Here is a 24,843-nt window from a genome sequence, read left to right as displayed (position 1 = left end):
AGATACCGACACACAGGCCTCTCGGAACGTCGCGCACCTCTCTTGGAAATCAGGAATTGAATAGGGTGCACCTCCGCTTCGTATGCGAGTCAACGCCTGACTGCCCATGCACTCGTGGAGAAGGCGGAAACGGTCTAACCTGCATCCCAAGTTTTTCCAGAGGGGGCATCATGGGCGACGGAGCACCCACATCGGCCATGTCTGGCGAACCGGAACGCGTCACGGAGTCCTTACGCCCGCGGACCTGCCCCCAGGAAGTGACGCTGACTGACTTTCTTGCCGGGCTGCTCTCCGAAACGGACCGGGGCTCCGTCCTCGCACATGTGGAGAGCTGTGCGGACTGTCGGCGGGTCCTGGCGGCGGGGGATGGCGCTCAGGTCCTGCCCGACGCTCCAACGGTCCTCGTGCCGGCGCCTTCCCAGCCACTGCGGCCTGGCACCCGGGTCTCCCGCTACGTGGTGCGAGAACCCCTCGGCTCCGGTGCGATGGGCGTCGTCTTCGCGGCGGATGACCCAGAGTTGGGACGCCGGGTGGCCCTCAAGATGCTTCGCCCCGAGGGACGCCAACGCGAAGAGCTGCAGCAGCGGCTGCTGCGCGAGGCACAGGCGCTGGCCCGACTCTCCCACCCCAATGTCGTCACCCTCTACGACGTGGGCACCCATGGAGACGGGGTCTTCCTCGCCATGGAGCTGGTGGAGGGCACCACCCTGGCGGAGTGGATGAAGCAGCCTCGTTCCTGGAAGGAGGTGCTCCGCGTCTTCCTCGAAGCCGGCAAGGGCCTCGCCGCCGCTCACGCCGAAGGCCTCGTGCACCGCGACTTCAAGCCCGCCAACACCCTCCTGGGCAAGCACGGCCGCGTCTTCGTGACGGACTTCGGCATCGCTGGGCCCCTCCACCCGAACGAGGGCGCTCCCCTCCAAGAGCACGACACGGCCCCCGTCGCCTCCGTGAGACACCTCACCCGGACGGGCCAGCTTCTGGGCACGCCCGCCTACATGGCCCCGGAGCTCATGCGCGGCCAGCACGCGGACGCTCGCTCCGACGCGTTCAGCTTCTGCGTCGCGCTCCACGAGGCCCTCTTCGGCGTGCGCCCCTTCCAGGGCGAGACGCTGAAGCAACTGGCCCAGGCCGCGCGGCAAGGCAGCATCAGCCCCCCGAAGTACGAGGTGAAGCTTCCAGCCCGCGTCCGGCGCGCGCTCCTCCGGGGACTCAGTTCCAGCCCCGAGGAGCGCTTTCCCTCCATGGAGTCCCTCCTGGCGGAGCTCACCCCTCGGCCCATCCGGTGGCTTGCGCGGATGATGGCCACCGCCGCCGTGGCCGGAATCCTGGGCACCCTGGTGGCCTACGGAGCGGCGAATCGGGAGGGCAGTCACTGCGAGCAGGAAGTGGAGAAACTCGCGGCGGCCTGGAGCCCCGCGCGACGCGAGCGGATCCGCACGGCCTTCCTCTCCACGGGCGCGCCCTACGCCTCCCAGGCCTGGGAGCAGCTCGCGTCGGTGCTGGACGCCTACGCCGCCCAGTGGCGGACGCTTCGCACCGAGGCCTGCATGGCCGCGGGCAGTGACACCGCGGACGGCGCCTGGCAGACGGCCGCGTGCCTCGACGCGCGGCTCTGGCAGCTCGCCGCCGTGACCGAGGTGCTGGAAAAAGCGGATGTGCAGACGGTGCAGAACGCGCACCCGCTGACCACCTCTCTCGAAGGGCTCGCCAGCTGCCGGGACGCGCCCGGCCTCTCCGCCCGACCGCAGCCGCCCGAAAGCCTCCGCGCCCAGGTGGATGCGGCACGGCACAAGCTGGCGCAGGCCCGCGCCCACCGCCTGTCGCACCGGTTCACCGACGGCCTCGCGGTGACGTCAGCCCTCATCGAGGAGCTGAAGGGGCTCGACTACAAGCCGCTGGAGGCGGAGGTGTTCCTGGCCCACGGCGTGTTCCTCGGGGGCCTCAACAAACCGAAGGAAGCGGAGGCGTTCCTCTACCAGGCCCTGTGGGCGGGCGAGGCCGCGCGTGACGACGAGACGGTGGCACGGGCCTGGCTGGAGCTCATCCGGGCGGTGGGCGAAGAGCAGTCCCGCCCCGACGAAGCGGAGAAGCTCATCCGGCACGCCCGGGCCGCCATCGAGCGGCTGGGGCGGGAGCGCTTCCCGGACATTACGACGGACCTCCACATGCGGCTGTCTTCACTGCGAGAGTCGCACGGCCAGCTCGCCGAGGCCGAGCAGGAGGCGCTCCAGGGTCTGGAGTTCTCGCGCAGGAGGAATGGCCCGGACAGCCTCCGCATGCCCAACTTCCTCCACCAGTTGGGACGCATCCGCTACGGCCAGGGCCGCTATGAGGATTCGCTGAAGCTCCATCGCCAGGCCCTGGAACTGCATGAGCGCCTGCTGGGCCCCGACAACCCGGCCCTCGTGACGTCCTACAACCGGGTCGCCACTGCGTCGCTGAAGATGGGACGGCACGCCGAGGCCCTCAGCGCCTGGCGCAGGGCCCTGGCCCTCCAGGAGGCGTCCTCCAGCCCGGAGACCACCCCTCTGGGGAGGGTGCTGCTGAACCTGGCCGGGGTCTCGCGCGTCGACGGCCGGCTGGAGGAGGCGCGGTCCCAGGTCGAGCGGGCACGCGCCATCTTCGAGCGGGCCCGGGGCCCCGACCACATCACCGTCATCTTCGCGCTCTCGGAGCAGGCGGTCCTCGCCCGCGAAGCGGGCCAGGGGGCCGAGGCGCTGGCCTTCGCCACCGAGGCCCTGGAGCGCGTCCAGCGCTCACTGGGCCCGGACACGCCGCGCGCCGCCCTACCGCTGACCGTCCGAGGCCAGGTGCACCTGAAGGCGGGCCGCTACCCCGAGGCACGGCGCGACCTGATGGACGCGCTGACGCGGCTGGAGAAGGACGATGGCCCGGAGGGAGGAAAGACGGTGCCCGTGCTGCTGCCCCTGGCCGAGCTGGCCCTGGCGACCCACACCCCGAAGGAGGCGCTCGCGTACTGCGAGCGTGCGCGGAAGGTCGCGGAGACGGCCGATGGCGAGGAGTCCGAGGACGGTGCCAGCGCCCTGGCCTGTGCTGGGGAGGCACATCTGGCGCTGGGCGCGGTGGCGGAAGCCGTCCCCCTGCTCGAGCGCGCCCGGCGCATCCAGACCCGTTGGGGCGAGGCCAAGGACCCGAAGGTCGCCGGCAAGACCGCCTTCCTGTTGGCCCGGGCGCTCCTGGAAACGCGCGCCGCCCAGGACCGGGCGCGGGCGCTCGCGATGGCCGAGGAGGCCCGGAAGCGGCTGGAGCCCGTGGGAGTCCGAGGCCGACAGGAGCTCCAGACGGTGCTGGCCTGGCAGCGGAGCGAGGGGAAGCAATGAGCGAGGAACGGAAGACAGACGCACTGGCGGCGCTGCTGCGGGAGCACCTGCCACGGGAGCAGCGCGCGGAGCTGGAGGCCGTGGAGCGACTGGAGGTGCTGCTGCACGAGCACGTCGAGGCGGCCCGGACCGGGTGGCCTACGTTGCAACTCCCGGCAGAGACCTTCGTGCGACACCTGGCCCGGCACCTGCCCGCGGGCAAGGTCTCGGAGGCGCTTCGCATCCTCAACGGTGCCGACCTGTACCTCGCGTGCGCCTGCGCCACCGGAGCGCCCGCGGCCCTCCGCGCCTTCGAGCAGGACATCCTCCGGCACATCCCCTCCCGGCTCGGGAGGGTGTCACCCAGCATGGTGGACGAAGTGCTGCAGGTGCTGCGCGAGCGGCTGCTGGTGGGCAGCGCCAGCGCGCCACCGAGGATTGCGACCTATGGAGGCCGAGGGCCCCTCCTCACGTGGGTGGGCATCATCGCCGCGCGCATCGCCGGGGAACTGGTGGGCCGGGACGAGCGCCATCAGCTCGTCGCGGAGCCTCCCGAGGAACTCGCGCGGCTGCTGGCCCCGAGCGACCCCGAGTACGCGCTGCTGCGCGAAGACGCGCGCCAGCTCCTCGTCGAGTCGCTCCGAAAAGCAGTGGCGATGATCTCCGAGCAGGAACGAACCCTGCTGCGCTTGCACCATTTCCATGGGTTCACGATGGACCGGCTGACGCTCATGTATGGAGGCTCACGCTCCGGCGTCGCTCGCAGGCTCGCCGATGCCCGCGAGCAACTGCTCGAGCGCGTTCGCATGGAGCTCACGCCCCGGCTGAAGCAGGACCAGCTCACACTGGAGAGCCTCCTGGGACTGGTCAGCAGCCGACTGGATATCAGCCTCATTGGATTGCTGGGCTGAAGCCCCTCGCACCCGTCTTCCAGGCGTGAGCGGTCGAGCCGCCCGTGCGGGCATGCCTCCCGAGGTTTTTTGGGACGCCGGTGGGCCCACGCCCTCTTTCTCCTCGATTGGAGGGGCGGGCCTGCTTCAGGCCCGACCCTCCAATCACAAAACCCCCATCAAGAGGAGAGGTCCCATGGGCTCAGTGAATGCGGTCGGTGGTTCTGGTGGTGCTCCGAAAGTCGATCCCGCCGAGGCACAGCGCCGCGCGGAGGCGGCCCGGCAGAAGGCAGAGGCGGCGCGGCTCGCCGCCGAGGCCCGGCGCAAGGCGGCGACCGAGGCCCGCGACAACCTGACGCAGGCCAAGCGCGACGCGGATGGCGCGCGACGGCAGAAGTCCTCGGCGGAGAAGGCCGTCACCGATGCACGCAAGGCCGCGGAGCGGCCGGGTCAGACACCCGCGGAGGCGAAGAAGTCGAAGGAAGCCCTCGCCGACGCGGAGAAGAAACTCAAGGAAGCCACCGATGCGTCCCGGGCCGCGGCGCAAAAACTCCAGAGCGCGGAGGAGAAGGCCGCTCTGGCCGCGAAGGGCGCCGAGGAGGCCATGCTCAAGGCGAACGCCGCGGCCGTCGCGGAAAGCAAGACGCCGCCCTACAGCCAGAAGGACATCGACAAGGTGAAGCCGACGAAGAACGAGCTCGACTCGGCCTTCGAGGGCACGAGTCGAAAGGCAAAGCTGGAGAAGCTGCTGGGCTTGACGCCCCCACCGCCGCAGGAAGTCATCCAGTCGGCCGGGACGGGCGAAGCGCCTGGGATTCCCGTCGACGCGAAGTACACGAAGGACGTCTCCCCTGGACCCTTCGGGCAGACGTCCACGGCCCCGTCCGCCGACACCTGGTTCCACCAGCAGCAGGGAAGCAACACAGGGGTGGTGCCTCCCGACGTGGCCCGCGGCAACCCCGTCCCGCCCATGCTGGATGGCAGCTCCCCATCGCCGGTGACGTCGGAGCCGTAGACACAGTCAGGCGCCATGCGCGAGAGGGCGTGATGACTCTTTCTACCTACGGCAATGCAAGATCGGTTTTGTCGAGCGTCCTGTCGCAACATGACACCTGTGTCTGGGTCCTGGTCCTCGGGCTCACCCTCCTCCCCCTGGGAGCCCGGGGCGACGTCTCCCCCGACGTGCACCGCTGCGTGGTGTTCGTCCACCAGTTGTTCGAAGACCTCGAGTACGAGCGTGCACTCGAGCAGGTCGTCCACGGAAGGAGTCTGTCGAAGGGGCCCGAGGATCAGGTGGTGCTGTCGCTCTATGAGGGCGTCATCCTGGCGGAGCTGAGCGGAAGGTTGAGCGGCGCCGAAGTCGCCTTCAAGGACGCCCTCTTCTTGAATCCCGACGCGAAGTTGCCGATGACTGTCTCACCCAAGGTGGAGCGGCACTTCGAAGCGGTGCGCCAGGGGGTCCTGAGCGAGCTGGCCGCGCGAGGAGACCGTGAGCCCCTGAGGCTGGAGCTCCCCTCAGGCACACCGCCGGATCAGCCGATCCTCGCGGTGGTCCCGGGACTCCCGGAGTCTTCATCCTCTCCGGTGTCGGAGGTGTCCGGCTCGCACGCATCATTGCGAGACCGAGCAATCATCCCCGCCGTGACGGGCGGGGCCCTCGTCGCCGCGGCGGGCGTCGTCTGGGGATTGGCGGAGGGGAAGAAGTCGAGGCTGGCTGACATGGCGTCGGACATCCCCACGGGGGCCGATGCCAGGAACGTGGCCAACAGCGCGCGCCGGATGCAGACAGTCTCCGTGGGGATGCTGGTGGGAGGCCTGGTGGGGCTGGGCACCGCCACGGGAATGTACCTGCTGGGGGGAGAGCCGAAGGAGCCGGCGCCCCTGCGATTCGGGCTGGATGGGACGTCCGTGTTCGTGTCTGGGAGGTGGCCATGAAGGCCCTGCTTCGTTTGACAAGCCTTGGAATGCTGGTGCTCGGCGTCCATGTCGCTGCGTGCCTCGACGTCGACGACGCGGTGGACCGATTCTGTCGCGGTAGACCTGGCGCCTGCCCGGTTGAGGCGCCGGATGGGGGCCCTGACGGCAATGGCATCCTGGATGGAGGTGACGCTGGAGGTGTGCCGGGCGGCGAGGATGGTGGACTGGATGGCGGGGACGGTGGACTGGACGGTGAGAGCGACCGGGACGGCGGCGCGGACGCAGGGCTTCCGGATGGCGGGCGCGAACCGCCGGGGTGGAAATCCGTGACATCGATGCAGACACGGCGCACAGGCCATACGGCCACGGAGCTGCAAGACGGCCGGGTGCTCGTCGTTGGCGGAAGCAGCACGGGTAACAACCCAGGGGACAGCCCGACGAACACCACGGAGCTCTACACCGCCTCAGCCAACAGTTGGCATCCCGGGCCGAACCTCGGGACGGCTCGCGTGGGCCACACCGCCACCCTGTTGGAGAATGGCAATGTATTGGTGGTCGGGGGGCGGGGTCCCGCAGGCGAAGCGCTGAGCAGTGCTGAAATCTACAACGTGGATGCGAATCAATGGACTCCTGCCACTCCCATCCCACTTGGAGCACGCGCCAACCATGCCGCCATCTTGCTGCCCTCACGGAAGGTGCTGGTGGCGGGTGGCGGGAACTCGGAGCTCGATGGGCTGGACACCGCCGCGATCTATGACCCGAACGACGACTCCTGGACGAATGCTGGGAACATGAAAGTTGAACGCAATGTGCTGACACTCACCCTGCTGGACGGGGGGGTGGTGTTGGCCATCGGAGGCTTCAATCGCTATGGAGCGGAGACGACCGCCGAGGTCTACGACGCGAAGCAGCCAGATGCAGGCTGGCGACTCCTTGGGGAGCGGATGGAGGATGGACGCAACGGGCACGCCTCGACGCTGCTGCCCTTGGGAGGAATCCTGGTGACCGGCTCCCTCGAAGGCTCACCTGGAACGGTCCTCAAGACGGTGGAGCTCTTCGACCCGAGCAGCGATTCCTGGACGCCCCAGGCAGACATGAGGGAAGCCCGCTTCCTGCACACGGCGACCGCTCTACCCTCGGGCGAGGTGCTGATTGCCGGCGGGTATTCCAGCCCCTACGCGAAGCCGCGTGCCTCCGCGGAGATACTCCGGCGAGATGGCGGCTGGGAGCTTATCGCCCCCATGGCATCGGCGCGCGTCTCGCACACCGCGACGTGGCTGGAATCGGGGAGTGTGCTCATGATTGGAGGCTCTGACGGCGGCGTGGTGCTCAACACCGCCGAGCGGTACGTCCCATGACGCCACCGCGCCAGGCGTCTCGTGTTCTCTTCAAATGCGCACTGAAAGGGGTTCTGCGCCTCGTGTCCCAGGCGCGGGTGACAGTTCCGGAGCCCTCCGGTGTTCCCTCTTCCGCCGCATCATCCGGGAGGGAAGCACATGGCAGGACGTCGATTCATCGCGTGCACGGTGGGTGTCTTCGTGCTCGCGGGCTGTACCGAGACAGGAACCTTCGTCGAAGCCAGTCCCGAACCCGTGACGTCCCAGGCGGAGCTGGTGTCTCCGGCCCTGGCGCTCGCCGGGAAGCAGCACTTCCAGGAGGCGCTGCCCGGCACCAATGGCCGCTCCTGCGCGACGTGCCACGTCCTCTCCGACGACACCGCCCTCACGCCCGCGCACGTGGAGGCCGTCTGGGCGAAGAACCCCGGGGACCCGCTGTTCAATCGCATCGACGCGGATGACCCCACCGCCCCCGTGCCGACCTATGCGCACCTCAAGAAGGGCCTGGTGCGCGTGGTGCTCCCCCTTCCCCCGAACATGGATGTCATCGACGTGCAGGGGAACGTCATCACGTCACCGGACCGGAGGATTTCCGTCTGGCGCGGCGTGCCCAGCATCGCGGACACCGGCTTCCCCGGCCCCTTCCAGTTCGATGGCCGCGAAACGAGCCTCACCGACCAGGTGCAGAGCGCCGTCACGAACCACAGCGAAGGCGGCACGGTGCCCGGCCCGGTGCGCCAGCGCATCGCCGCGTTCGAGCGCAGCGTGTTCAGCTCCCCCCGCGCCCGCTTCGTGTCGGACCTGCTCCAGTTGGGCTTGCCCTTGAGCGACATCCCGGATCCCGACGCGCTCCTCGTGCTCGATGCGGGCGAACGCCGCGGCCGGGACGTCTACGCGCTGGCCTGCGAGGCGTGTCACGGAGACCGCACCAAGAACCGCATCGTGCGGCGCGACGTCCACGACGCGCTCTTCTATTCCTTCAAACCCAATGGCAACATCCAATTCAACGTCACGCCCGGACAGCCACCGAAACCCGCCAGCGTGCCCCACCCGCACAGCGAGTTCCTCAACATCGGCTTCGCGTACATGACGTACCTGGGGCAGCGCGGCGTCGTTCCTCTCTTCAACGACTCCGTGCCCTTCCCCCAGTACCGCTTCCGCTTCTACACGGACGCCACCCGGCAGCATCCCGTCACCGACCTGCCGCCCATCCCCGTCACCGCGAGCGGAGATCCGAACGACATCGTCCCCGCGCTGGATGAACACGGCGCGCCCATCACCGGCCCGGCGCTCGCGGCCCAGTGGTATTCGACGGACCCCGGCCGCGCGTTGATCAGCGGAGACCCCGCGGAGTTCGAGGCCTTCGACGTCCCTTCCCTGCGCGGCATCGGCCGGTCCGCGCCGTACTTCCACGACAACAGCCACGCCACGCTCGCGGACGCGGTGGACACCTACAGCCGCTTCATCCTGCCCGGCACCGGCTTCACCGGGCTCGTGCTGCCGGTGCACCCGCCCGAGTTCCCGGGCGGACCTCCGGAAACGCTCACCCCCACGCAGAAGCAGGACCTGGTGCGCTTCCTCCAGCGGCTGTGAGCCTTCAGCGCCGCCACGGCCGGTCCGGCGCGGGGGCCTTCGCGGAGGGCGGAAGGAAGGTGTGGGCAAGGCCCGTGAGTCCCGGTGCGAGGAGCTCGTCGCGGATCCTCCGGGCCAGCGCCTCCGCCTCGTCCGCGTGTCCGGGCTTCGGGGTGAATTTCGCGGACCACTCCACGAAGGTCTGCCCGGTCGCCGTCACCGGCGTCACCCGCAGCTTCGCCTGGTAGTCGCGCACCGGCAGCGGCCCCTCCAGCATCGTGTACACATAGCTGCGCGCGTGCGCGTCGTGCTCCAGCCTCGCTTCCAGGAACACCGCGCCATCCCGCGTGGTGAGCCGGCGCAACGGCCCCGCCCCCGGCCCGGGGTGGGCCACCCGTTCGCTGGAGAGGATGCCCGGATGCCAGCGAGGAAGGCTGTCAAAGCCTCCCACCCGGTCCCAAACGACATCCACGGGTGCCTGGATCAGTTGACTCGCGTAGGCCTCGAACATGGGGTGCCTCTCGTCGTTCATGAATCACAAGAAGGGGACGCGCGGTGACGGTGACCATGCGGCCTTGGGGTGCCCACCCTCCGGCGGGCAGCCGTCCAGACGCACGGGACGTCACTCGTGCGCGGACGCTCAGACGGCTGACGTGTCCAAGGCACCACAGGCTCCACCCCGGGCAGGACCGCGGGCGGTCGCACCTCCCGCGCAAAGCCATACCGCCAACAGTCCGCCCACCCCGCCCCATCGATCCATGCGCATGCAGCTCCTCGTGTCAGCTCAAAGTGGCGCTGGATGTGAGGCAAAGCTCGCGGGCGCGATACTGTCCGGAAGGGCCGTTCGTGGCCGTCCGCATCGCGGGCCAGGGCGCGTGTGGCCCCGCGATCAGTGGCCTACCTGAGAGGACTCGTACTCCAGGGCAATGCCTCGCGGTCTGCGAAGCATTGTCGTGGCATGCGTGTTGAAAGCGCACCGCGACTGTCCTTGCCGAGGAGACGCCCGATGACTTCCGTTTCCATCACCGAGTACGAAACTCGCCTGTATTGGCAGGGAGAGAGAGGGGCGGTGCTGACAAGCGACCAGGCGCCCCCTGTCCCGATTGGCCTGCCCCTGAACGCGGCGGAGGAGTGCTCCGATGGGAGATGGGCCCCGGAGGCCCTGCTGGTGGGCGCGGTGGAGGGCCGGACCCTGCAGGCCTTCCTGGATGACGCCAGGGAGGCAGGCGTGCGCGTGCTCTTCTACCAGAGCACCGCGATGGCCCGGCTGGTGAGCGGCGGACGGGAGCAGGTCGCCTGCTTCACCGACCTCATCGTGCGCCCCCACGTCGCCGTGGGCAGCACGACGGAGGCCGAGCTGGCACGGCAGCTCTTCGCGGCCCTGCCCACGCGCTGCTTTCCCAGTTCCATGCTCCAGCTCACCCCGCGCATCGAAGCGGTGGTGGAGGTGTGGGCCGTGACGCGGCCTTCGAACGGGGGTGGAGCACTTCGCACCGCCAGCGTATCCCCGGACGCGGATGGCTTCGCGCCCGCCCCGGGCGGATGACCCGGGCCGTTGAAAAGCGGTCACCGGCGGACACCGGGTGACGCAGCCCGGTGTCCCGCAGGCAGGGCATGCACAGTGTGGGAGCACATGCCGACGAATCCACAGACGAATCCGCCGACGAAGCCCGTGAAGGAGCCGGACCCGAAGCCCACGCCTGAAATCGAGCCGCCCCGGCCCCAGGTGCCGGAGAAGGATCCGCCGCAGCGGGAGCCCCAGCGCCGGGAGCCTCCGCCGCCCCAGCAGGATCCTGAAATCCAACCGGGCATCCAGGAGCCGCCGGCCCATGATCCGAACCGCCCCGGACCGCCCGACATCATCGCGGGTCCGGCGGTCTGAGCAGGAGCGCCCGGGAGGGAGGTCCCGGGCGGCGATGCAAGTGGATGCGAGGGATCGTAGAGTCCAGCGCGCTCCCCGCGCGTCATGTCCACTCCGCCTCCGTCGCCGTCCCTGCCCCGAGCCGTCTCGTTCGTCCTCGCCTGCGGTGTGCTCATGGGCGCGCTGGGCGCGGGGACCGGAGCCTGGGCGCCCGGGTCCCGCATCGCCGTCCTGGCGGGAGGCGCGCTACTGCTCGCGGCCGCGGGCGCCTTCCTGGCCCTGCGCGCGCTGGCCAGGACGCGGGAGGAATGCTCCCGGGCCCTGAAGCGGGCGGATGACGCGCGGGCCCTGCGCGACGCGGTGATGGACATCACGCCGGTGGGCTTCGCCTTCTTCGATCGCGACCTGAAGTACGTGCACGTCAACGCCGCGCTCGCAGCGATGAACGGCCTGCCCGCGAGCGCGCACCTGGGCCGCCACGTCACGGAGGTGCTGCCCGCGCTGGGCACCGTGCTGGCGCCCCGGCTCGCCCGCGCGCTGGAGACCGACACGCCCCTGCAGGACGTCAGCCTCCAGGTGGAGACGCCCGCCGCCCCGGGCGAGGCGCGCTTCTGGTTTGGCGGCTACTCGCGCGTGCGCGGCTCCGGTGGCGAGGTGCTGGGTGTCATCGCCTCCCTGTCGGAGGTCACCGAGCGGCTGCGCGCCGAGCAGTCCCTGCAGGAACACGAAGGGCGCCTGGACGTGCTCACCCGGTCGCTGCCCGACTACCTGTGGGGCGGCAAGCTGCGCGGCGGCGTGCTGCGGGACTTCTACTGCACGCCCGTCATCGAGCGCACCACGGGCTATCCCGCGAGCGCCTTCACCAGCACCGGGCCGGAGGGCACGCCCGCGCCGCTGTGGGCGGAGATGATCCACCCGGAGGACCGGGCCCGCTACCGCGAGTGCATCGAGGGACTGTCCCCCGGCACGGAGGCGGAGGTGGAGCACCGGATCATCTGCGCCGACGGCCGCGTGCGCTGGGTGCGAAGCCGCGCCGCCGCCTCCGGCCTGGACGCGCAGGACGCCGTGCACCTGGGCTGCGTCGTCACGGACATCACGGACCGGCGGCTCGCGGATGACTTGCGTCAGCGCCTGCATGACAGCTTCCGCCGCTCCGCCACGGAATGGCGCCGCACCTTCGACGCCGTGTCCTCGCCCCTGTTGGTGCTGAGCACCGACGGCATCATCCACCGCCTCAACGGCGCCGCTGCCGCGCTCTTCCAGCAGGCCGACCCCACGGGCCAGCCGCTGGCCTCCACCGTGGGCGCGCCCCCCTGGTCCAGCGCGGGCCCCCTGGTGGAGGAGCTGCACCAGACGCACGGCACCGCGAACCGCCAGGTGCACGACGCCGCGTCCGGCCGCACCTGGGAGCTGGCCGCCGCGTGGGTGGATGAGGCCGGCAGCGAGGACCCGCGCATCATCCTGGTGGCCACCGAAATCACCCGGCTCCTGGAGCTGCAGGCGCACGTGCGCCGCAGCGAGACGATGGCCGCGATGGGCGCCATCGTCGCGGGCGTGGCCCACGAGGTGCGCAACCCGCTGTTCTCCATCTCCGCCGTGGTGGACGCGGTGGAGGCCACCTTCGGCACGCGTCCCGAGCTTCAGCCCTACCTGGACGTGCTGCGCGGCGAGGTGCGCCGGCTCACGCACCTCACCCAGGAGCTCTTCGAATACGGCCGGCCCGCCCGGGGCGAGTGGACCGACGGCGCGGTGACGTCCGTGGTGTCGGAGGCCCTGTCCTCGTGCGAGCTCGCCGGGGAGAAGGCGGCGGTGAAGCTCACCCGCCAGTTGTCGGAAGGGCTGCCCCCGGTGCGCATGGACTCGCGCCGCCTGTTCCATGTCTTCCGCAACGTGGTGGAGAACGCCGTGCAGCATTCGCCGCAAGGGACCACCGTGCACCTGGCCGTGGAGGCCGTGGAGGAAGCGGGCCGCCCCTGGGTGCGCTGCACCGTCCACGACGGCGGGCCCGGCTTCAAGGCGGAGGACCTGCCCCACGTCTTCGAGCCCTTCTTCAGCAAGCGCCGGGGCGGCACCGGCCTGGGATTGTCCATCGTCCAGCGCATCCTGGAGGAGCACCAGGGACGCATCCGTCTGTCCAACCATCCGGCGGGAGGCGCCGAGGTGACCATCCTGCTGCCCGTCAGCCCCCCGGCCGCCAACTCCGGCCCTTCCCCGCAGTCGCAAGCCTCATGACCCGCACCCGCATCCTGCTCGTGGACGACGAGCCCGGCGTCCGCCTGGGCATGAAGGGCTACCTCACCCAGCACGGGTTCGACGTGGACGAGGCCACCAGCGTCGCCGAGGCCCAGGAGGGCTTCCGCTCGCACCGGCCCGACGTCGCCGTCATCGACTACCGGCTGCCGGACGGCACCGCGCTGGAGCTGCTGCCCCGGCTCAAGGAGATCGACGCGGCGGTGCCCCTGGTGGTGCTCACCGGCCATGGCTCCATCGAGCTGGCGGTCCAGGCCGTGAAGGAGGGCGCCGAACAGTTCCTCACCAAGCCGGTGGAGCTGGCGGTGCTCAAGGTGGTGCTGGAGCGGCTCGTGTCCCAGCGCCGCGAACGCCAGCGCCACGCCGCGGACCGCTCGCGCACGGCCCGCTCGCGGGTGGATCCCTTCCTGGGCGACAGCGCGGCCATCCGGGCGCTGCGAGATCAGGCGGAGCGCGTGCGCGACAGCGACAGCCCCGTGCTCGTCACCGGGGAGACGGGCAGCGGCAAAAGCGTGCTCGCGCGCTGGTTGCATGAGGGTGGCTCGCGCAAGGACGCGCCCTTCGTGGACCTGAACTGCGCCGCGCTGTCCAAGGACCTGCTGGACTCGGAGCTGTTCGGCCATGAGAAGGGCGCCTTCACCAGCGCGGTGGCCGCCAAGCAGGGCCTGCTGGAGGTGGCGGACCGGGGCACCCTGTTCCTGGATGAGATTGGCGACATGGACGTGGCCGTCCAGCCCAAGCTGCTCAAGGTGCTGGAGGAGAAGCGCTTCCGCCGCCTGGGCGACGTGAAGGACCGGCGCGTGGACGTGCGGCTCGTGGCCGCCACGCACCAGGACCTGTCGCTGGCCTCGCGAGAGAAGCGCTTCCGCAGCGACCTGTACTTCCGCATCAGCACCCTCATCCTCCACGTGCCCGCGCTGCGCGAGCGCGCCGAGGACGTGCCGGTGCTCGCCCGCCACTTCCTCGCGGAGATGGGCGGCGCGCGCGGCCGGGGTCAGGTGGAGCTGGAGCCCGACGCGGAGAAGGCCCTGATGACCTACGGCTGGCCGGGCAACATCCGCGAGCTGCGCAACGTGCTGGAGCGCGCCGTGCTCCTGTCCGGCGCAAGCCGCCTGTCCCGGGGCGACCTGCGCTTCGAGTCCATTCCCCATGAGGAACCGCTGGGTGAGGACCTCACGCTGGAGGAGCTGGAGCGCCGCCACATCGAGCGGGTGATGGCCCGCGAGGGCGGCCACGTGGAGCGCGCGGCGACGAAGCTGGGCATCTCCCGCAGCTCGCTCTACGCGAAGCTCAAGGGCTGGCAGCACCGGGGCCCCTGAAAGCCGCATCCCCTGGAGCCCCAACGGAGTCCGGATTCCGGAGGACATTCCAGAACCTGGAATCCTCCGGGGCTCCGGCCCCACCCTTCCCCGCCAATCCCGCGCATTGACTGGGATTGGCTCACCTGGCTGTGCATGGCACACCCGCTGCACTGTCCTGGGGCATGCACGGGAAAATCCTCCTCCTCGATTCGAAGCCCCCGGTTCGTGGGGCGACGGCGCGTCACCTGACGGCCGCGGGCTTCACCGTCCTCACGGCGCGCACGGGTGCACAGGCGCGAAGCCAGTTGGACGCCAACCTGTTCGACGCGGTCCTCATCGACCATCCGTTCGGCCGTCCCGGGATGGATGAAGGGCTGACGTTCGCGCGGGAGCTGCGGGAGCAGGACGCCATCGTCCCCATCCTGCTGATGACGGCCCTGCCCCTGGAGGAGGTGCGGCAGCTCGCGTGGGCCAGCGGCATCACCAAGCTGCTGCCCAAGCCGCAGCTGATGCCGGTGCTGATCCTCCACCTGTCCGCGCTCATTCCGCACGCGGACAACGAGGATGAGCTGCACCCCATCCCCATGCGCGAGTGACACGCAGCGACGCGCGGGGAGCGAATCCGGATTCTGGAAAATGGATTCCGCAAGCTGGACGCAGCCGTCCGGCCCGCGCCGCCGTGCCGTGCAAGCCCCTGGAAGTACTCAGTCCCCCTGCTGTCCCGAAGCTGGCCCTGGCCTTGCTCATGCCCTCCTGTGTGCCCCGGAACCTGTTGATCATCGATGACGAAGCCGTGCTGTGCTGGGTGCTCGGCCGCTTCTTCGTCAGCGCGGGGTACGCGGTGGACTCCGCCACGGACCTGGACGGGGCGTTGGAGCGGGTGACGCACGGGCATTACGACCTGGTCATCAGCGATTTGCGCCTGAGTGGGACGCTGTCCGAGGAAGGGCTGGTCATCGCGGAGCGGGTGCGGGCCTCCTCCCCCGCCACGCGCATGGTCCTGCTGACGGCGTTCGCCACTCCGGACCTGGGGCGCCGGGCCCGGGAGCTGGGGGTGGATCTGGTGTTGAGCAAGCCCCAACCGCTGCCGGCCCTGGCCGAGCACGTCTCGCAGTTGCTGTCCCCGCAGTGAGCCGCGGGCCGGATTCCGACGGCAGCGGGCCTGCCGGACGAGCGGGTGGACACGGCCGGCGACGGTTTCATCGACGCGCGTGACCCCGACAGCGACAATGACACCTCCCGGACGACAAGGAAGAACGTGGACCACGACGGCATGACCCAGCCCATCAAGACCGGCCGACACAGGGCGGGGCCCTTCCCGGCGCGGGGGCTTTCGCTGATGGTGGCGGTGGGCCTGACGCTGGGCGCGGCGTCGCGGGCGGACGCGCAGCCCACGGTGTCGCAGGCCATCGACGTGCAGCAGTACAAGCCGGGGCCGGGCGCCTACGACGTGCTGGGGCTGAACAGCGCCCGCGTCGCGCCGCACCTCACGTGGAACGTGGGCGCGTCACTCAACTACGCGCACCAGCCGCTCAACTTCTACGACCCGCGCGAGGACGCGTTCGTCTACCACATCGTGGAGCGCCAACTCTCGCTGGACCTGATGGGCGCGGTGTCCCTCTTCGACCGGTTGGAGGTTGGCGTGGTGCTGCCGGTGACAACCACTGGTTCGGAGCCCGCGGGCGCGGTGGCGGAGTCGTTCGCCAACGGCGTGGGCAAAACGGGCCTGGGCGACCTTCGCGTGGTGCCCAAGCTGGCGCTGCTGTCGGGGGGCTCGCTGAACCTCGCGGTGCTGGCGCCCTTCACGCTGCCCACCGCGGGCGGCTCGAACTTCCTGGGCTCGGACGGGCCCACCTTCCAGCCGCGCGTGGCCGGTGAGTGGGCCACGCCGCATCTGCGGCTGCTCGCCAACGTGGGCGTCAACCTTCGTCAGACGGAGCAGCTGCGCAACCTGCGCGTGGGCAATGAGTTCGCGTTCGGCGTGGGCGCGGAGGTGCCGGTGACGCAGGCGCTGTCCGCCCAGGTCACGTTCGCGGGCGCGGTGGGGCTGAAGGAGTCCAACACGGAGGAGGTCCCCCTGGAGCTCCTGGGCGCGGTGAAGTACCGCTTCGCCAACGGCTTCGCCGCGCACGTGGGCGCCGGCCCCGGCCTGACGCGCGGCTACGGCACGCCCGCCTTCCGCATCCTCGCGGGCCTGACCTTCGCGCCCGGAGGCCCGAAGCCCGCGCCCACCTGCGCGCTGGGCCCGGAGGACTTCGACGGCTTCCAGGACGACGACGGCTGCCTGGATCCCGACGACGACAACGACAGCATCCCCGACGTGAACGACATCTGCCCCACGGAGCCGGAGACGGTGAACGGCTACCGCGACGACGACGGCTGCCCGGACTCGGTGCTGGAGACGAAGCCTGCGGGTGAAGGCGCCGCGCCCCCGCCCGCGCTCAGCCTGCCGCCCGCTCCTGCGGACATGGACGGCGATGGCATCCCCGACACGGAGGACCGCTGCGCGGCGGCGCCGGAGGACGTGGATGGCTTCGAGGACGAGGACGGCTGCCCGGAGCCGGACAACGACCGCGACGGCATCCCGGACGCGAAGGACCAGTGCCCGCTGGAGGCGGAGGTCATCAACGGCGTGAAGGACGACGACGGCTGCCCGGACAAGGGCGAGTCCAAGGTGCGCCTGGAGAACTCGCGCATCGTCATCCTGGACAAGGTGTATTTCGCCACCGGCAAGGACGTCATCCTGCCGAAGTCCTTCGGCCTCCTGCAGCAGGTGGTGTCCATCCTCCGGACGCATCCGGAATTGGAGCGGGTGCGCGTGGAAGGCCACACCGACAGCCAGGGCGACGACGCGAAGAACCTCGACCTGTCCCAGCGGCGCGCGAACAACGTGCGCGACTGGCTGATGAAGGGGGGCATCTCCGGGATGCGCCTGGAGGCGGTGGGCTTCGGTGAGTCGAAGCCGGTGGACACCAACGACACGCCGCTCGGTCGGGAGAACAACCGGCGCGTGGAGTTCAACATCGTGAAGACCGCCGACACGGCGGAAGGAGTGACACCGTGAGGGCAAGCACCCCGTCGCTGATGCTGACCCTGACGCTGCTGGCGTCTCCCGCCGTCGGAGTCGCCGCGGAGGCGGACGGCCCCTGCGGGGGACTGACGTTCGACAACGGGCGGCTGACGACGGGCCGCCTCCTGGAGCCTCGGGGCGCCCAGACCGAGGCCTGCCTGCGCGAGGTGGCGGAGGCCGTGAAGGCCCGTCCCTCCATCCGGGGCCTCACCGTGGCCGCGAAGCTGCCGGACGCGCAGCGGCTGGACGGCCAGGGGCTCGCGGCGGCGAAGGCGGCCGCGGAGGTGCTGGTGACGGCGGGGATTCCGCGCACGCGGGTGTCCTTCGTGGCGCCCCCGGGCATCCCCGACGCACCGGGGCAGTTGCAGCTCGCGTACGTGGAGCGGCCCACCCAGCCGGCGGTGGCGCGGGTGCGCACCGCCAGCGGGCCGGTGTCCTCGGGCTCTGGCGAGGCGGCGATGCGCTCGCGCCTCGCGGGGGATTCGCTGTACGCGGGCGAGCTGGTGGCGACGGGGAAGAACGGCCGGGCGGAGCTGTCGCTGGCGGACGGAAGCGGCGTGTTCCTGTCGCCGGAGAGCGCGGTGCGCCTGGGCACGCTGGAGCTGACGGCGGAGCGCCAGCGCAAGGTGCTGCTGGACCTGGTGCGCGGCACGGTGGAGACGGAGGCGGCGCCCGGCGGCACGGGCTCCGTCTTCGAGGTGCGCACGCGCGGCGCGGTGGCCGGCGTGCGGGGCACGCGCTTCCGCGTGGTGCAGCAGGAGGACGGCACCAGCCGCGTGGAGACGCTGGAGGGCAAGGTGGCCCTGGGCGTGGACGCGGCTTCGGTGGACGTGGGCGCGGGCTACGGTTCGCGGGCGAAGCCGGCCCAGGCGCCGGAAGCGCCCCGGGCCCTGCTGGCGGCCCCGGTGCTGGAGCAGCCTCGCGGGGGCGTGTACCCGACGGTGCCCGCGCTCGTCTGGAAGGCGGTGCCCGGGGCGAAGGTATACCGGGTGGAGGTGGCGTCCTCGGCGGACTTCGCGGGCGACGTGAAGGTCCAGGAGTCGGCCACGCCGACGCTGTCGGGGGCGGCGCCGGGCCCGGGCAAATGGTTCTGGCGGGTGCTGGCGGTGGACGCGGACGGCTTCGTAGGCTACCCCTCGAAGATCTTCAGCTTCGACATCCCTGGATGAGATGAGCCCACCTGACCGCGCTCCCCTGCCCCTGCTGTCCTCGCCCGCGGTGCTGCGGGGGCTGGGCGCTGGCGTGGGCCTGCTGCTCGCGGTGGGCTCCGCGGTGATGGGCGGCGCGCCGGGCCTGGGCGAGCGCGCCCTGTATGACTTCGCGGTGAGCCGCCTGTTGCCCCCGCTGCCCACCACCGCGGACCTGGTGCTGGTGGAGGTGGACGACCGCGCGATCGCGGCGCTGGGTGAGCGCTGGCCGCTGTCGCGCGCCACCTGGGCCCGGGCCTTCCAGGCGCTGGCGGCGCAGCGTCCGTCCGCCGTGGTGGTGGACATCCTCTTCGACCAGCCCGAGTCGCGCGACGCGCTGGACCTGGGTGAGGACGTGCTGGAGCGCCTGCATACGTCGGGGCTGGCGCAGCTGCCCGAGGGCTCCAAGCTGGTCTCCGAGCTGGAGGCGCGGCTGCATGCGCAGGACGGGGATGCGCGGCTCGCGGAGACCTTCTCCGGGCTGGGCAAGGTCGTCCTGGGCAGCATGGCGCTGACGGACGAGGGCGGTGCGGTCCCCGGCGAGGGGGACACCCTGGCCCCGGTGGCCCTGCCCGCCGAAGGCCTGCGACTGAAGGCGAAGGGGCTGACCACGAACCTGGCCCCGCTGAGGATGACGGCCTGGAGCAGTGGGACGCTGAACGTGCTGGTGGACGCGGACGGCGTCATCCGGCGCTATCCCTACGCGGTGGAGGTGGGCGGGCGCGCGTGGCCCTCGCTCGCGCTGGCGACCGCGCTGCGCCTGTGGCCGGAGCGGTCCGAAGCGCTGCTGCGCGTGGCGGCCACCGACGACGGGGCCCCCCTGATGCGACTGCCTTCGCCGGACTGGTTGCCGCGCGTGAGCCTGGCGGACGTGCTGCTCGCGGGGCCGTCGTCGGTGGGGTTGGACCTGGCGCTTCGGGACAAGGCCGTCTTCGTGGGCGTCACCGCCACCGGGTTGCATGGCCAGAGCACCCTGCCCGGCCAGCTCGCCGTGCCGGGCGTGGAGATCCACGCGTTCGCGATGGACAACCTGCGCTCCGGCCGGGTGCTGCGCTCCACGGGACGGGCGGCGCTCACGGGGGTGGTGGAGACGGCGGTGGTGCTGGCGCTGCTGCTCTGGCGCCGGGGACGCGCGCGCACCATGGGCGCGGTGGTGGGGCAGGCGGCGCTGCTCCTCGTCGCGCACACGGCCTTCGGGGGCTGGCTGCTGGCGGACATCGGCTGGGTGGTGCCCCTGCTGCCCGGGGTCGTCGGGCTCGCGCTGGTGACGCTCGCGGAGGCGGTGGCGCGCACCGAGGACCTGCAACGGCAGCGCGGCGCGCTCAAGCGCCTCTTCGGACGCTTCCCGAGCGAGGCCGCCGTACCGCCTCCAGGAGGACCGAAGGCCGCCGAGGGCGAGGAGTCCTCGCGCTCCGTGCCGGGGGATTCACGGAGGTAGTGCGTCCTGGCCGCGACGCCGCCAGGTCGTCGCCCGGTGCCCGTCCCACCTGTCGGCCACCCGGCCCGGCCTGCCCGGGCGGAGGTGCCCTGATACGCGCGGGGGGCAGGCATGGCAGCATTGCCGTGAACCATGCCGCGCTACGCACTCATCGCCGAACCCGACTCCCACCGCGCCACGGCGCTGCTCGCGCTCGCGACCCAGGAAGGGCTGGAGGGCGTGGTCGCGCGCGACGGCGCGGAGGCCCAGGAGTGGGTGCGCCAGCGTGGGGCCCCGACGCTGCTGGTGACGGATCTGGCGCTGCCCAGGGTGGATGGGTTCGCGCTGCTGGCGTGGCTGCGGGGACGCTCGGACGCGGGCGGCATGGCGGTGGTGGTGGTGACGGCCTTCGACGAGCTGCGCGTGCGCGCGTGGCAGCTCAAGGACGCGCTGGGCATCCACGCGCTCCTCAGCCGGCGCGCGGGCCCGGAGGCGATGCGCGACGGCGTGCGACGCGCGCTCGCCGGGCAGCTCGCCGGGGGCGGCCTGCTGGAGTCCACCGCCGAGGAGGAGAAGCAGCGCCTGGCGCGCATCGACGAGCTGAAGCTGGTGGATCCCGGCCCTCCCGACGCGCAGTTGCAGGAGCTGGTCTCCGAGGTGGCCCAGGCGTTCGGCGTGCCCGTCGCGCTCCTCACGCTGGTGCTGGGCGACCGCCAGTGGTTCAAGGCCCACGTGGGCCTCACGGGCTCGCTGGCCCGGGACCGGGGCACGCCGCGCGACTGGGCCTTCTGCCACCACGTGGTGCAGGGGCGCGAGGCCATGGTGGTGCCGGACGCCACGCGCCACCCGGTGTTCCGCGACAACCCCCTGGTGCGCGACGGCATCGTCGGCAGCTACGCGGGCGCGCCGCTCATCACCGCCAGTGGCGACGTGCTGGGCTCGCTGTGCGTCATCGACACGCGGCCGTTGATGCTGGGCCCGGAGGACCTCGCGGCCCTGCGCGAGCTGGCGGGCCGCGTGGCGCAGAGCCTGGAGCACACGCAGGCCAGCAGCCGGATCCGCTCGCCGCCGCGCGCGGGGGGCCAGTCGGAGCCGGTGCTCACGGAGGCGAGCGCCCTGGCCCTTGTGCGCGAAGCCGTGCGCGCCCTGGACGTGCCGGTGCTGGTGGTGGCGCCGGGCCGCAAGCCCTACGCCGCCAACGCGGCGCTGGCGGAGCTGATGGGGCTGCCCGAGGAGCGGCTGTCGGGCATGTCCTTCGATTCACTGTGCCAGCACGTCGCGAACCTGAGCGCGGATCCGGGCGGCACGCTGCGGCAACTGGACCTCGCGGCGGAGGCCTCGCGGGGACTGCACCTGACGCTCACGCTGGAGCGGCCCCGGCCGCGCGTGGTGCGGTGGGTGGCCCGGCCCTTCGTGGTGCCCGGTGGCGTCGCGCAGCTGCTGTCGCTGATGGACCTGCGCGTCGGCTCCGACGTGAAGGGGGAGCGCGAGGGACTCCTGCGCCAGGACGCGCTCACGGGCCTGGACACCCGGCGCGTGGGCGAGGAGCGGCTGTCCAAGGAGATTGGCCGCTGCCGCCGTGAAGGGCTGCCCTTCAGCCTGGTGCTGGTGGACCTGGTGGAGCTGGGCGTGCTGAACCGCACGCGCGGCTTCGACGCTGGCGATGTCGCGTTGAGGGAGCTGGCCCGGCGCGCGGACGGTCTGTGTCCTCCGCCGGGGTTCGCGGTGCGATGGACTGGGGACACGTTCCTGCTCGCGCTGCCCGGAGCGGACGCGGTGGGCGCGGAGGCGGTGCGCCAGCAGTTCCACGACGTGCCCGGCGTGCCCGGACGCGTGTCCGTCGCCGTGACGGTGCAGGGCGAAGAGGATCCACACGGCACGCTGTCCCGCGCCCACGCCGCGCTCGCCCGCGCGAAGCCGGACCGGACCCAGGGCCCCGGCCGCGACTGAGGTCTCACGCGCCCGCGCGGCGCATGTGCGCGGTTGAAGGTCTGTTCCCCGCGCGCCAGTGCGTCGTCCCCCCGTCACGGCTTGTCCCGTGGGGCCGCGCTGACGAACCTGCACTCCCTGCTTCCTCGGAGAGGATTCCGACGAAGCCCGACAGCGGGGAGCCCATGAAGAAGCGCCTGAAGCGCCGTCCGTCGTTCCTGTCGAGGTTGCTGGTGAGCGCGGTCGCGGGCTTCGTCGTGGGAGTCGCGCTCGAAGCGGGCGCGGAGCCCCCGGAACGCACCGGGACGCCTCCGCCGGCGGCCAGGCCCCCGGGCCCCACGGTGGTGGTCTGCCTTGAAGGCACTCCCACCGGGGGCAACACCCAGACGACGTACACGCCGGGGCTCACCCGCACGCCCCGGCCCGTCACCGTCTCCACGACCGGAACCTTCGACTGCACCCTGCTGCTGGGAGGGCCGGTCGGCACCCCGACGCTGACCGCGACGGCGACCCTTTCCGGTGGCGCCTGTCCCCAAGCCCTGGACCCGGCCCCTCCCCAGACGACGCTGACGTGGGGGCCGAACGAGACCTCCACCCTGACCCTGAGCGCGCCGAAGGTCGAAGCCCAGGGGCCGCGCACCGTACAGACCTTCAGCGGCTTCGTCTCCTCGGGGAAGTTCTCCGGCGCGAATGTGGTCCGGACGGTGACGTTTGTCACCGCCGACCTGGCCGCGGGCTGTGCCTCACCCTCGGGCCTGATGAGCGCCCAGGGCTCTGCCACGCTGATCTTCGTCAAGCTCTTCTAATCGGAGGGGCAGCCCCCGCCAGTACGCCTGGGGGGCGTCGGATGCGTCAATGGCGTGAAAGTCACGAAGGCCCCGGCTATCGAAGGTCTTCTTTTCCGCCACCGGGACCCCGACGATGATTCCCTTCTCCGTACTCGACCTGTCGCCCGTCATCTCGGGAGGCGACGCCGGACTCGCCCTCCGCTGCACCCTGGACCTGGCCCGCCACGCGGAGGACTGGGGCTACCAGCGCTTCTGGCTGGCGGAGCACCACAACATGACGGGCATCGCGAGCGCGGCCACGTCGGTGGTCATCGGCCACGTCGCGGGAGGCACCTCCAAGATTCGTGTGGGCGCGGGCGGCATCATGCTGCCCAACCACGCGCCGCTCGTCATCGCCGAACAGTTCGGCACCCTGGAGACGCTCTACCCCGGCCGCATCGACCTGGGGCTGGGCCGCGCGCCCGGCACGGATCAACGCACGTCGCACGCGCTGCGTCGCAGCCTGATGGGCTCCGCGGACACCTTCCCGCAGGACGTGGTGGAGCTGCAGGGCTACTTCAAGGACCCCACGCCGGGCCAGGCCGTGCGCGCGGTGCCGGGCGCGGGCCTGCATGTGCCCCTGTGGCTGTTGGGCTCCAGCACCTTCAGCGCGCAGCTGGCCGCCGCCATGGGCCTGCCCTTCGCGTTCGCGTCGCACTTCGCGCCCGCGCAGATGATGAGCGCGCTGCACCTGTACCGCACCCAGTTCCGCCCGTCGGACGTGCTGAAGAAGCCGTACGCGATGATTGGCGTCAACGTCTTCGCGGCGGACACGGACGCGGAGGGCCAGCGCCTCTTCACGTCACTGCTCCAGGCGTTCATCAACCTGCGCCGGGGCCGCCCGGGCCCGCTGCTGCCGCCGGTGGACAGCATGGACGGTCAGCTCAACGAGATGGAGCTCGCGGAGATCGAACACATGCTGGCGTGCACCGTGGTGGGCTCCCCCGCCAGCGTGCGCGAGGGCCTCCAGGACCTCATCGCGCAGACGGGCGCGGACGAGCTGATGGTGACCGCGCAGATCCACGACCACGCCGCGCGGCTGCGCTCCTTCGAGATTGTCTCGCAGGTGCGCGACAGCCTCACGCGTGCGAACGCGCCTGCCGGACCGTCCCCGCAAGCCGCGCGATGAGCTGCGCGTCGCGGCTGCCGAACACGCGCCGCGCCCCGCCCGGCAGGCCCAGCACCAGGTAGTGCGTCTCCTCCACCAGCAGCAGCGCGGCGATGGAGGAGAAGAGGCCCACCGCGGTGAGGACGAGCCCCACCTCGTAGGCACCCCGCATCGCCGCGACGGTGACGGACAGCCAGGACAACAGGGGCAGCCCCACCGCCCCGCCCAGTCCCACCGCGAGCAGGTACGGCCACAGCTTCGGCGTGCGTCGCACCGTGTCCACCTGCCGCACGTCGCGCAGCGCCCAGGCCCTGCCGCCCACGACAAGCCGCTCGCGGGTGACGCGGACCTGGCCCGCCTGGAAGAGCGACGGCTCCCCTGCGTCCACCGCTTCCGGAGGAGCCGCCGGCCGGCGCTGCTCGACTTCACGTTCACGGACGGGGACGACGGGGTGCAGCACGGTGACGACGGCCATTGGTTCACCCATGGGTGGTCTCCAACGAGGGAAATTGTGTGCGCAGGAGGGCGCGCAGCTCATCGAGCGGACGGCCCAGCGCGAAACATGCCCGGGCCCCCTGACACAGGGCGCGGGACACCAGACGCTCATCCGCGAAGGGCAGCAGGACGAGGATGGGCACGGCGGCGGCGCAGGCCCGGGCGCGCATCAGCACCGGGAGGATGGCCTCGCCGCGCTCCACGTGCGCCAGCACCAGGTCCGGCCGCGCCGCGTCCGCAGCGTCGAGGAACAGGGCGATGCCCAGGTCGCCCAGCACGTCCGCCAGCAACGATGCCAGGGACTCATCCGCACCGAGCAGCAAGGCCCGGGTTGTGCGCAGGGACGCCACGACCCCAGACCA

The 24,843-nt window shown here is 71.3% G+C and carries 21 protein-coding genes; 18 read left to right on the top strand and 3 right to left on the bottom strand.

Annotated features, from left to right (window positions below; genetic code table 11):
- Positions 1-197: 197 nt before the first annotated feature.
- The 6 genes from D7X74_RS03260 (at position 198) to D7X74_RS03235 (ending at position 9,057) form a co-directional block, all read left to right on the top strand.
- Complete coding sequence (locus tag D7X74_RS03260; protein WP_120531433.1) at positions 198-3,341, top strand: serine/threonine-protein kinase; 3,144 nt, start codon at positions 198-200, stop codon at positions 3,339-3,341.
- The gene (locus D7X74_RS03255) at positions 3,338-4,231 is read left to right on the top strand and encodes an RNA polymerase subunit sigma-70 (RefSeq protein ID WP_120531432.1); all 894 of its coding nucleotides are present in this window, start codon (positions 3,338-3,340) and stop codon (positions 4,229-4,231) included. Before D7X74_RS03260 ends, D7X74_RS03255 begins: the two co-directional genes overlap by 4 nt.
- A gap of 175 nt (positions 4,232-4,406) precedes the next feature.
- Positions 4,407-5,225 (top strand): hypothetical protein, encoded by an 819-nt coding sequence (locus tag D7X74_RS03250; RefSeq protein WP_233601946.1) that lies wholly within the window; start codon positions 4,407-4,409, stop codon positions 5,223-5,225.
- Positions 5,226-5,293: 68 nt separating this feature from the next.
- Positions 5,294-6,145 (top strand): hypothetical protein, encoded by an 852-nt coding sequence (locus D7X74_RS03245; protein WP_233601945.1) that lies wholly within the window; start codon positions 5,294-5,296, stop codon positions 6,143-6,145.
- Positions 6,142-7,485: a kelch repeat-containing protein gene (locus D7X74_RS03240; protein WP_233601944.1), complete on the top strand. Its 1,344-nt coding sequence runs from the start codon at positions 6,142-6,144 to the stop codon at positions 7,483-7,485. The genes D7X74_RS03245 and D7X74_RS03240 overlap by 4 nt, the downstream gene beginning before the upstream one ends.
- 138 nt (positions 7,486-7,623) lie before the next feature.
- Positions 7,624-9,057, top strand: a complete 1,434-nt coding sequence (locus D7X74_RS03235; RefSeq protein ID WP_120531429.1) for a cytochrome-c peroxidase — start codon at positions 7,624-7,626, stop codon at positions 9,055-9,057.
- A gap of 4 nt (positions 9,058-9,061) precedes the next feature.
- On the opposite strand, the gene D7X74_RS03230 is transcribed toward D7X74_RS03235, so the two are convergent.
- Complete coding sequence (locus D7X74_RS03230) at positions 9,062-9,568, bottom strand: SRPBCC family protein (protein ID WP_120531428.1); 507 nt, start codon at positions 9,566-9,568, stop codon at positions 9,062-9,064.
- A 474-nt stretch (positions 9,569-10,042) separates the two neighbouring features.
- Here D7X74_RS03230 and D7X74_RS03225 point away from each other — a divergent pair, with 474 nt between their 5' ends.
- The 12 genes from D7X74_RS03225 to D7X74_RS03170 all read left to right on the top strand — a co-directional run bounded on the left by D7X74_RS03225 (position 10,043) and on the right by D7X74_RS03170 (position 24,007).
- Positions 10,043-10,582: an OsmC family protein gene (locus D7X74_RS03225; RefSeq protein WP_233595463.1), complete on the top strand. Its 540-nt coding sequence runs from the start codon at positions 10,043-10,045 to the stop codon at positions 10,580-10,582.
- Positions 10,583-10,669: 87 nt separating this feature from the next.
- On the top strand, positions 10,670-10,918 hold the full coding sequence (locus D7X74_RS03220; protein WP_120531447.1) for a hypothetical protein: 249 nt from the start codon (positions 10,670-10,672) through the stop codon (positions 10,916-10,918).
- Between the two features lie 84 nt (positions 10,919-11,002).
- The gene (locus D7X74_RS03215; RefSeq protein ID WP_120531427.1) at positions 11,003-13,129 is read left to right on the top strand and encodes an ATP-binding protein; all 2,127 of its coding nucleotides are present in this window, start codon (positions 11,003-11,005) and stop codon (positions 13,127-13,129) included.
- Positions 13,126-14,466, top strand: coding sequence for a sigma-54 dependent transcriptional regulator (locus D7X74_RS03210; protein WP_120531426.1), 1,341 nt, complete (start codon positions 13,126-13,128; stop codon positions 14,464-14,466). The genes D7X74_RS03215 and D7X74_RS03210 overlap by 4 nt, the downstream gene beginning before the upstream one ends.
- 164 nt (positions 14,467-14,630) lie before the next feature.
- On the top strand, positions 14,631-15,044 hold the full coding sequence (locus D7X74_RS03205) for a response regulator transcription factor (RefSeq protein WP_120531425.1): 414 nt from the start codon (positions 14,631-14,633) through the stop codon (positions 15,042-15,044).
- Positions 15,045-15,193: 149 nt separating this feature from the next.
- Entirely contained in the window at positions 15,194-15,580 is a 387-nt protein-coding gene (locus D7X74_RS03200; protein ID WP_120531424.1) for a response regulator, read from the top strand.
- 141 nt (positions 15,581-15,721) lie between these two features.
- Positions 15,722-17,512 carry an OmpA family protein gene (locus D7X74_RS03195; RefSeq protein WP_120531446.1) on the top strand — a complete coding sequence of 597 codons (1,791 nt, stop codon included), beginning with the start codon at positions 15,722-15,724 and terminating at the stop codon, positions 17,510-17,512.
- Entirely contained in the window at positions 17,509-18,687 is a 1,179-nt protein-coding gene (locus tag D7X74_RS03190; RefSeq protein ID WP_233601943.1) for a FecR domain-containing protein, read from the top strand. Before D7X74_RS03195 ends, D7X74_RS03190 begins: the two co-directional genes overlap by 4 nt.
- Position 18,688: 1 nt before the next feature.
- Positions 18,689-20,143 carry a CHASE2 domain-containing protein gene (locus D7X74_RS03185; RefSeq protein ID WP_120531422.1) on the top strand — a complete coding sequence of 485 codons (1,455 nt, stop codon included), beginning with the start codon at positions 18,689-18,691 and terminating at the stop codon, positions 20,141-20,143.
- A gap of 132 nt (positions 20,144-20,275) precedes the next feature.
- On the top strand, positions 20,276-22,072 hold the full coding sequence (locus D7X74_RS03180; protein ID WP_120531421.1) for a diguanylate cyclase domain-containing protein: 1,797 nt from the start codon (positions 20,276-20,278) through the stop codon (positions 22,070-22,072).
- Positions 22,073-22,236: 164 nt separating this feature from the next.
- Positions 22,237-22,857: a hypothetical protein gene (locus D7X74_RS03175; protein ID WP_120531420.1), complete on the top strand. Its 621-nt coding sequence runs from the start codon at positions 22,237-22,239 to the stop codon at positions 22,855-22,857.
- A gap of 115 nt (positions 22,858-22,972) precedes the next feature.
- Positions 22,973-24,007 (top strand): LLM class flavin-dependent oxidoreductase, encoded by a 1,035-nt coding sequence (locus tag D7X74_RS03170; protein WP_120531419.1) that lies wholly within the window; start codon positions 22,973-22,975, stop codon positions 24,005-24,007.
- Here the strand turns inward: D7X74_RS03170 and D7X74_RS03165 are convergent.
- Positions 23,958-24,473 carry a DUF6232 family protein gene (locus tag D7X74_RS03165; RefSeq protein ID WP_147446451.1) on the bottom strand — a complete coding sequence of 172 codons (516 nt, stop codon included), beginning with the start codon at positions 24,471-24,473 and terminating at the stop codon, positions 23,958-23,960. The two genes, D7X74_RS03170 and D7X74_RS03165, sit on opposite strands and share 50 nt — an antisense overlap.
- A complete protein-coding gene (locus D7X74_RS03160) occupies positions 24,466-24,831 on the bottom strand; it encodes a DNA-binding response regulator (RefSeq protein ID WP_120531417.1) in 366 nt (121 codons plus the stop codon). The genes D7X74_RS03165 and D7X74_RS03160 overlap by 8 nt, the downstream gene beginning before the upstream one ends.
- Between the last annotated feature and the right edge of the window lie 12 nt (positions 24,832-24,843).

This window comes from Corallococcus sp. CA047B, from assembly GCF_003612065.1.
Taxonomy (GTDB): Bacteria; Myxococcota; Myxococcia; order Myxococcales; family Myxococcaceae; genus Corallococcus; species Corallococcus praedator.
The sequence above is the reverse complement of the archived record's forward strand: the minus strand, read 5'-3'. Positions and strand labels throughout refer to the sequence as shown.

Excerpts from the sequence above, each read along its gene's own strand:
- D7X74_RS03260 (WP_120531433.1), top strand. The coding sequence starts at position 198 with ATGTCTGGCGAACCGGAACGCGTCACGGAGTCCTTACGCCCGCGGACC.
- D7X74_RS03255 (WP_120531432.1), top strand. The coding sequence starts at position 3,338 with ATGAGCGAGGAACGGAAGACAGACGCACTGGCGGCGCTGCTGCGGGAG.
- D7X74_RS03250 (WP_233601946.1), top strand. The coding sequence starts at position 4,407 with ATGGGCTCAGTGAATGCGGTCGGTGGTTCTGGTGGTGCTCCGAAAGTC.
- D7X74_RS03240 (WP_233601944.1), top strand. The coding sequence starts at position 6,142 with ATGAAGGCCCTGCTTCGTTTGACAAGCCTTGGAATGCTGGTGCTCGGC.
- D7X74_RS03235 (WP_120531429.1), top strand. The coding sequence starts at position 7,624 with ATGGCAGGACGTCGATTCATCGCGTGCACGGTGGGTGTCTTCGTGCTC.
- D7X74_RS03230 (WP_120531428.1), bottom strand. The coding sequence starts at position 9,568 with ATGAACGACGAGAGGCACCCCATGTTCGAGGCCTACGCGAGTCAACTG.
- D7X74_RS03225 (WP_233595463.1), top strand. The coding sequence starts at position 10,043 with ATGACTTCCGTTTCCATCACCGAGTACGAAACTCGCCTGTATTGGCAG.
- D7X74_RS03220 (WP_120531447.1), top strand. The coding sequence starts at position 10,670 with ATGCCGACGAATCCACAGACGAATCCGCCGACGAAGCCCGTGAAGGAG.
- D7X74_RS03215 (WP_120531427.1), top strand. The coding sequence starts at position 11,003 with ATGTCCACTCCGCCTCCGTCGCCGTCCCTGCCCCGAGCCGTCTCGTTC.
- D7X74_RS03210 (WP_120531426.1), top strand. The coding sequence starts at position 13,126 with ATGACCCGCACCCGCATCCTGCTCGTGGACGACGAGCCCGGCGTCCGC.
- D7X74_RS03205 (WP_120531425.1), top strand. The coding sequence starts at position 14,631 with ATGCACGGGAAAATCCTCCTCCTCGATTCGAAGCCCCCGGTTCGTGGG.
- D7X74_RS03200 (WP_120531424.1), top strand. The coding sequence starts at position 15,194 with ATGCCCTCCTGTGTGCCCCGGAACCTGTTGATCATCGATGACGAAGCC.
- D7X74_RS03195 (WP_120531446.1), top strand. The coding sequence starts at position 15,722 with ATGACCCAGCCCATCAAGACCGGCCGACACAGGGCGGGGCCCTTCCCG.
- D7X74_RS03185 (WP_120531422.1), top strand. The coding sequence starts at position 18,689 with ATGAGCCCACCTGACCGCGCTCCCCTGCCCCTGCTGTCCTCGCCCGCG.
- D7X74_RS03180 (WP_120531421.1), top strand. The coding sequence starts at position 20,276 with ATGCCGCGCTACGCACTCATCGCCGAACCCGACTCCCACCGCGCCACG.
- D7X74_RS03175 (WP_120531420.1), top strand. The coding sequence starts at position 22,237 with ATGAAGAAGCGCCTGAAGCGCCGTCCGTCGTTCCTGTCGAGGTTGCTG.
- D7X74_RS03170 (WP_120531419.1), top strand. The coding sequence starts at position 22,973 with ATGATTCCCTTCTCCGTACTCGACCTGTCGCCCGTCATCTCGGGAGGC.
- D7X74_RS03165 (WP_147446451.1), bottom strand. The coding sequence starts at position 24,473 with ATGGGTGAACCAATGGCCGTCGTCACCGTGCTGCACCCCGTCGTCCCC.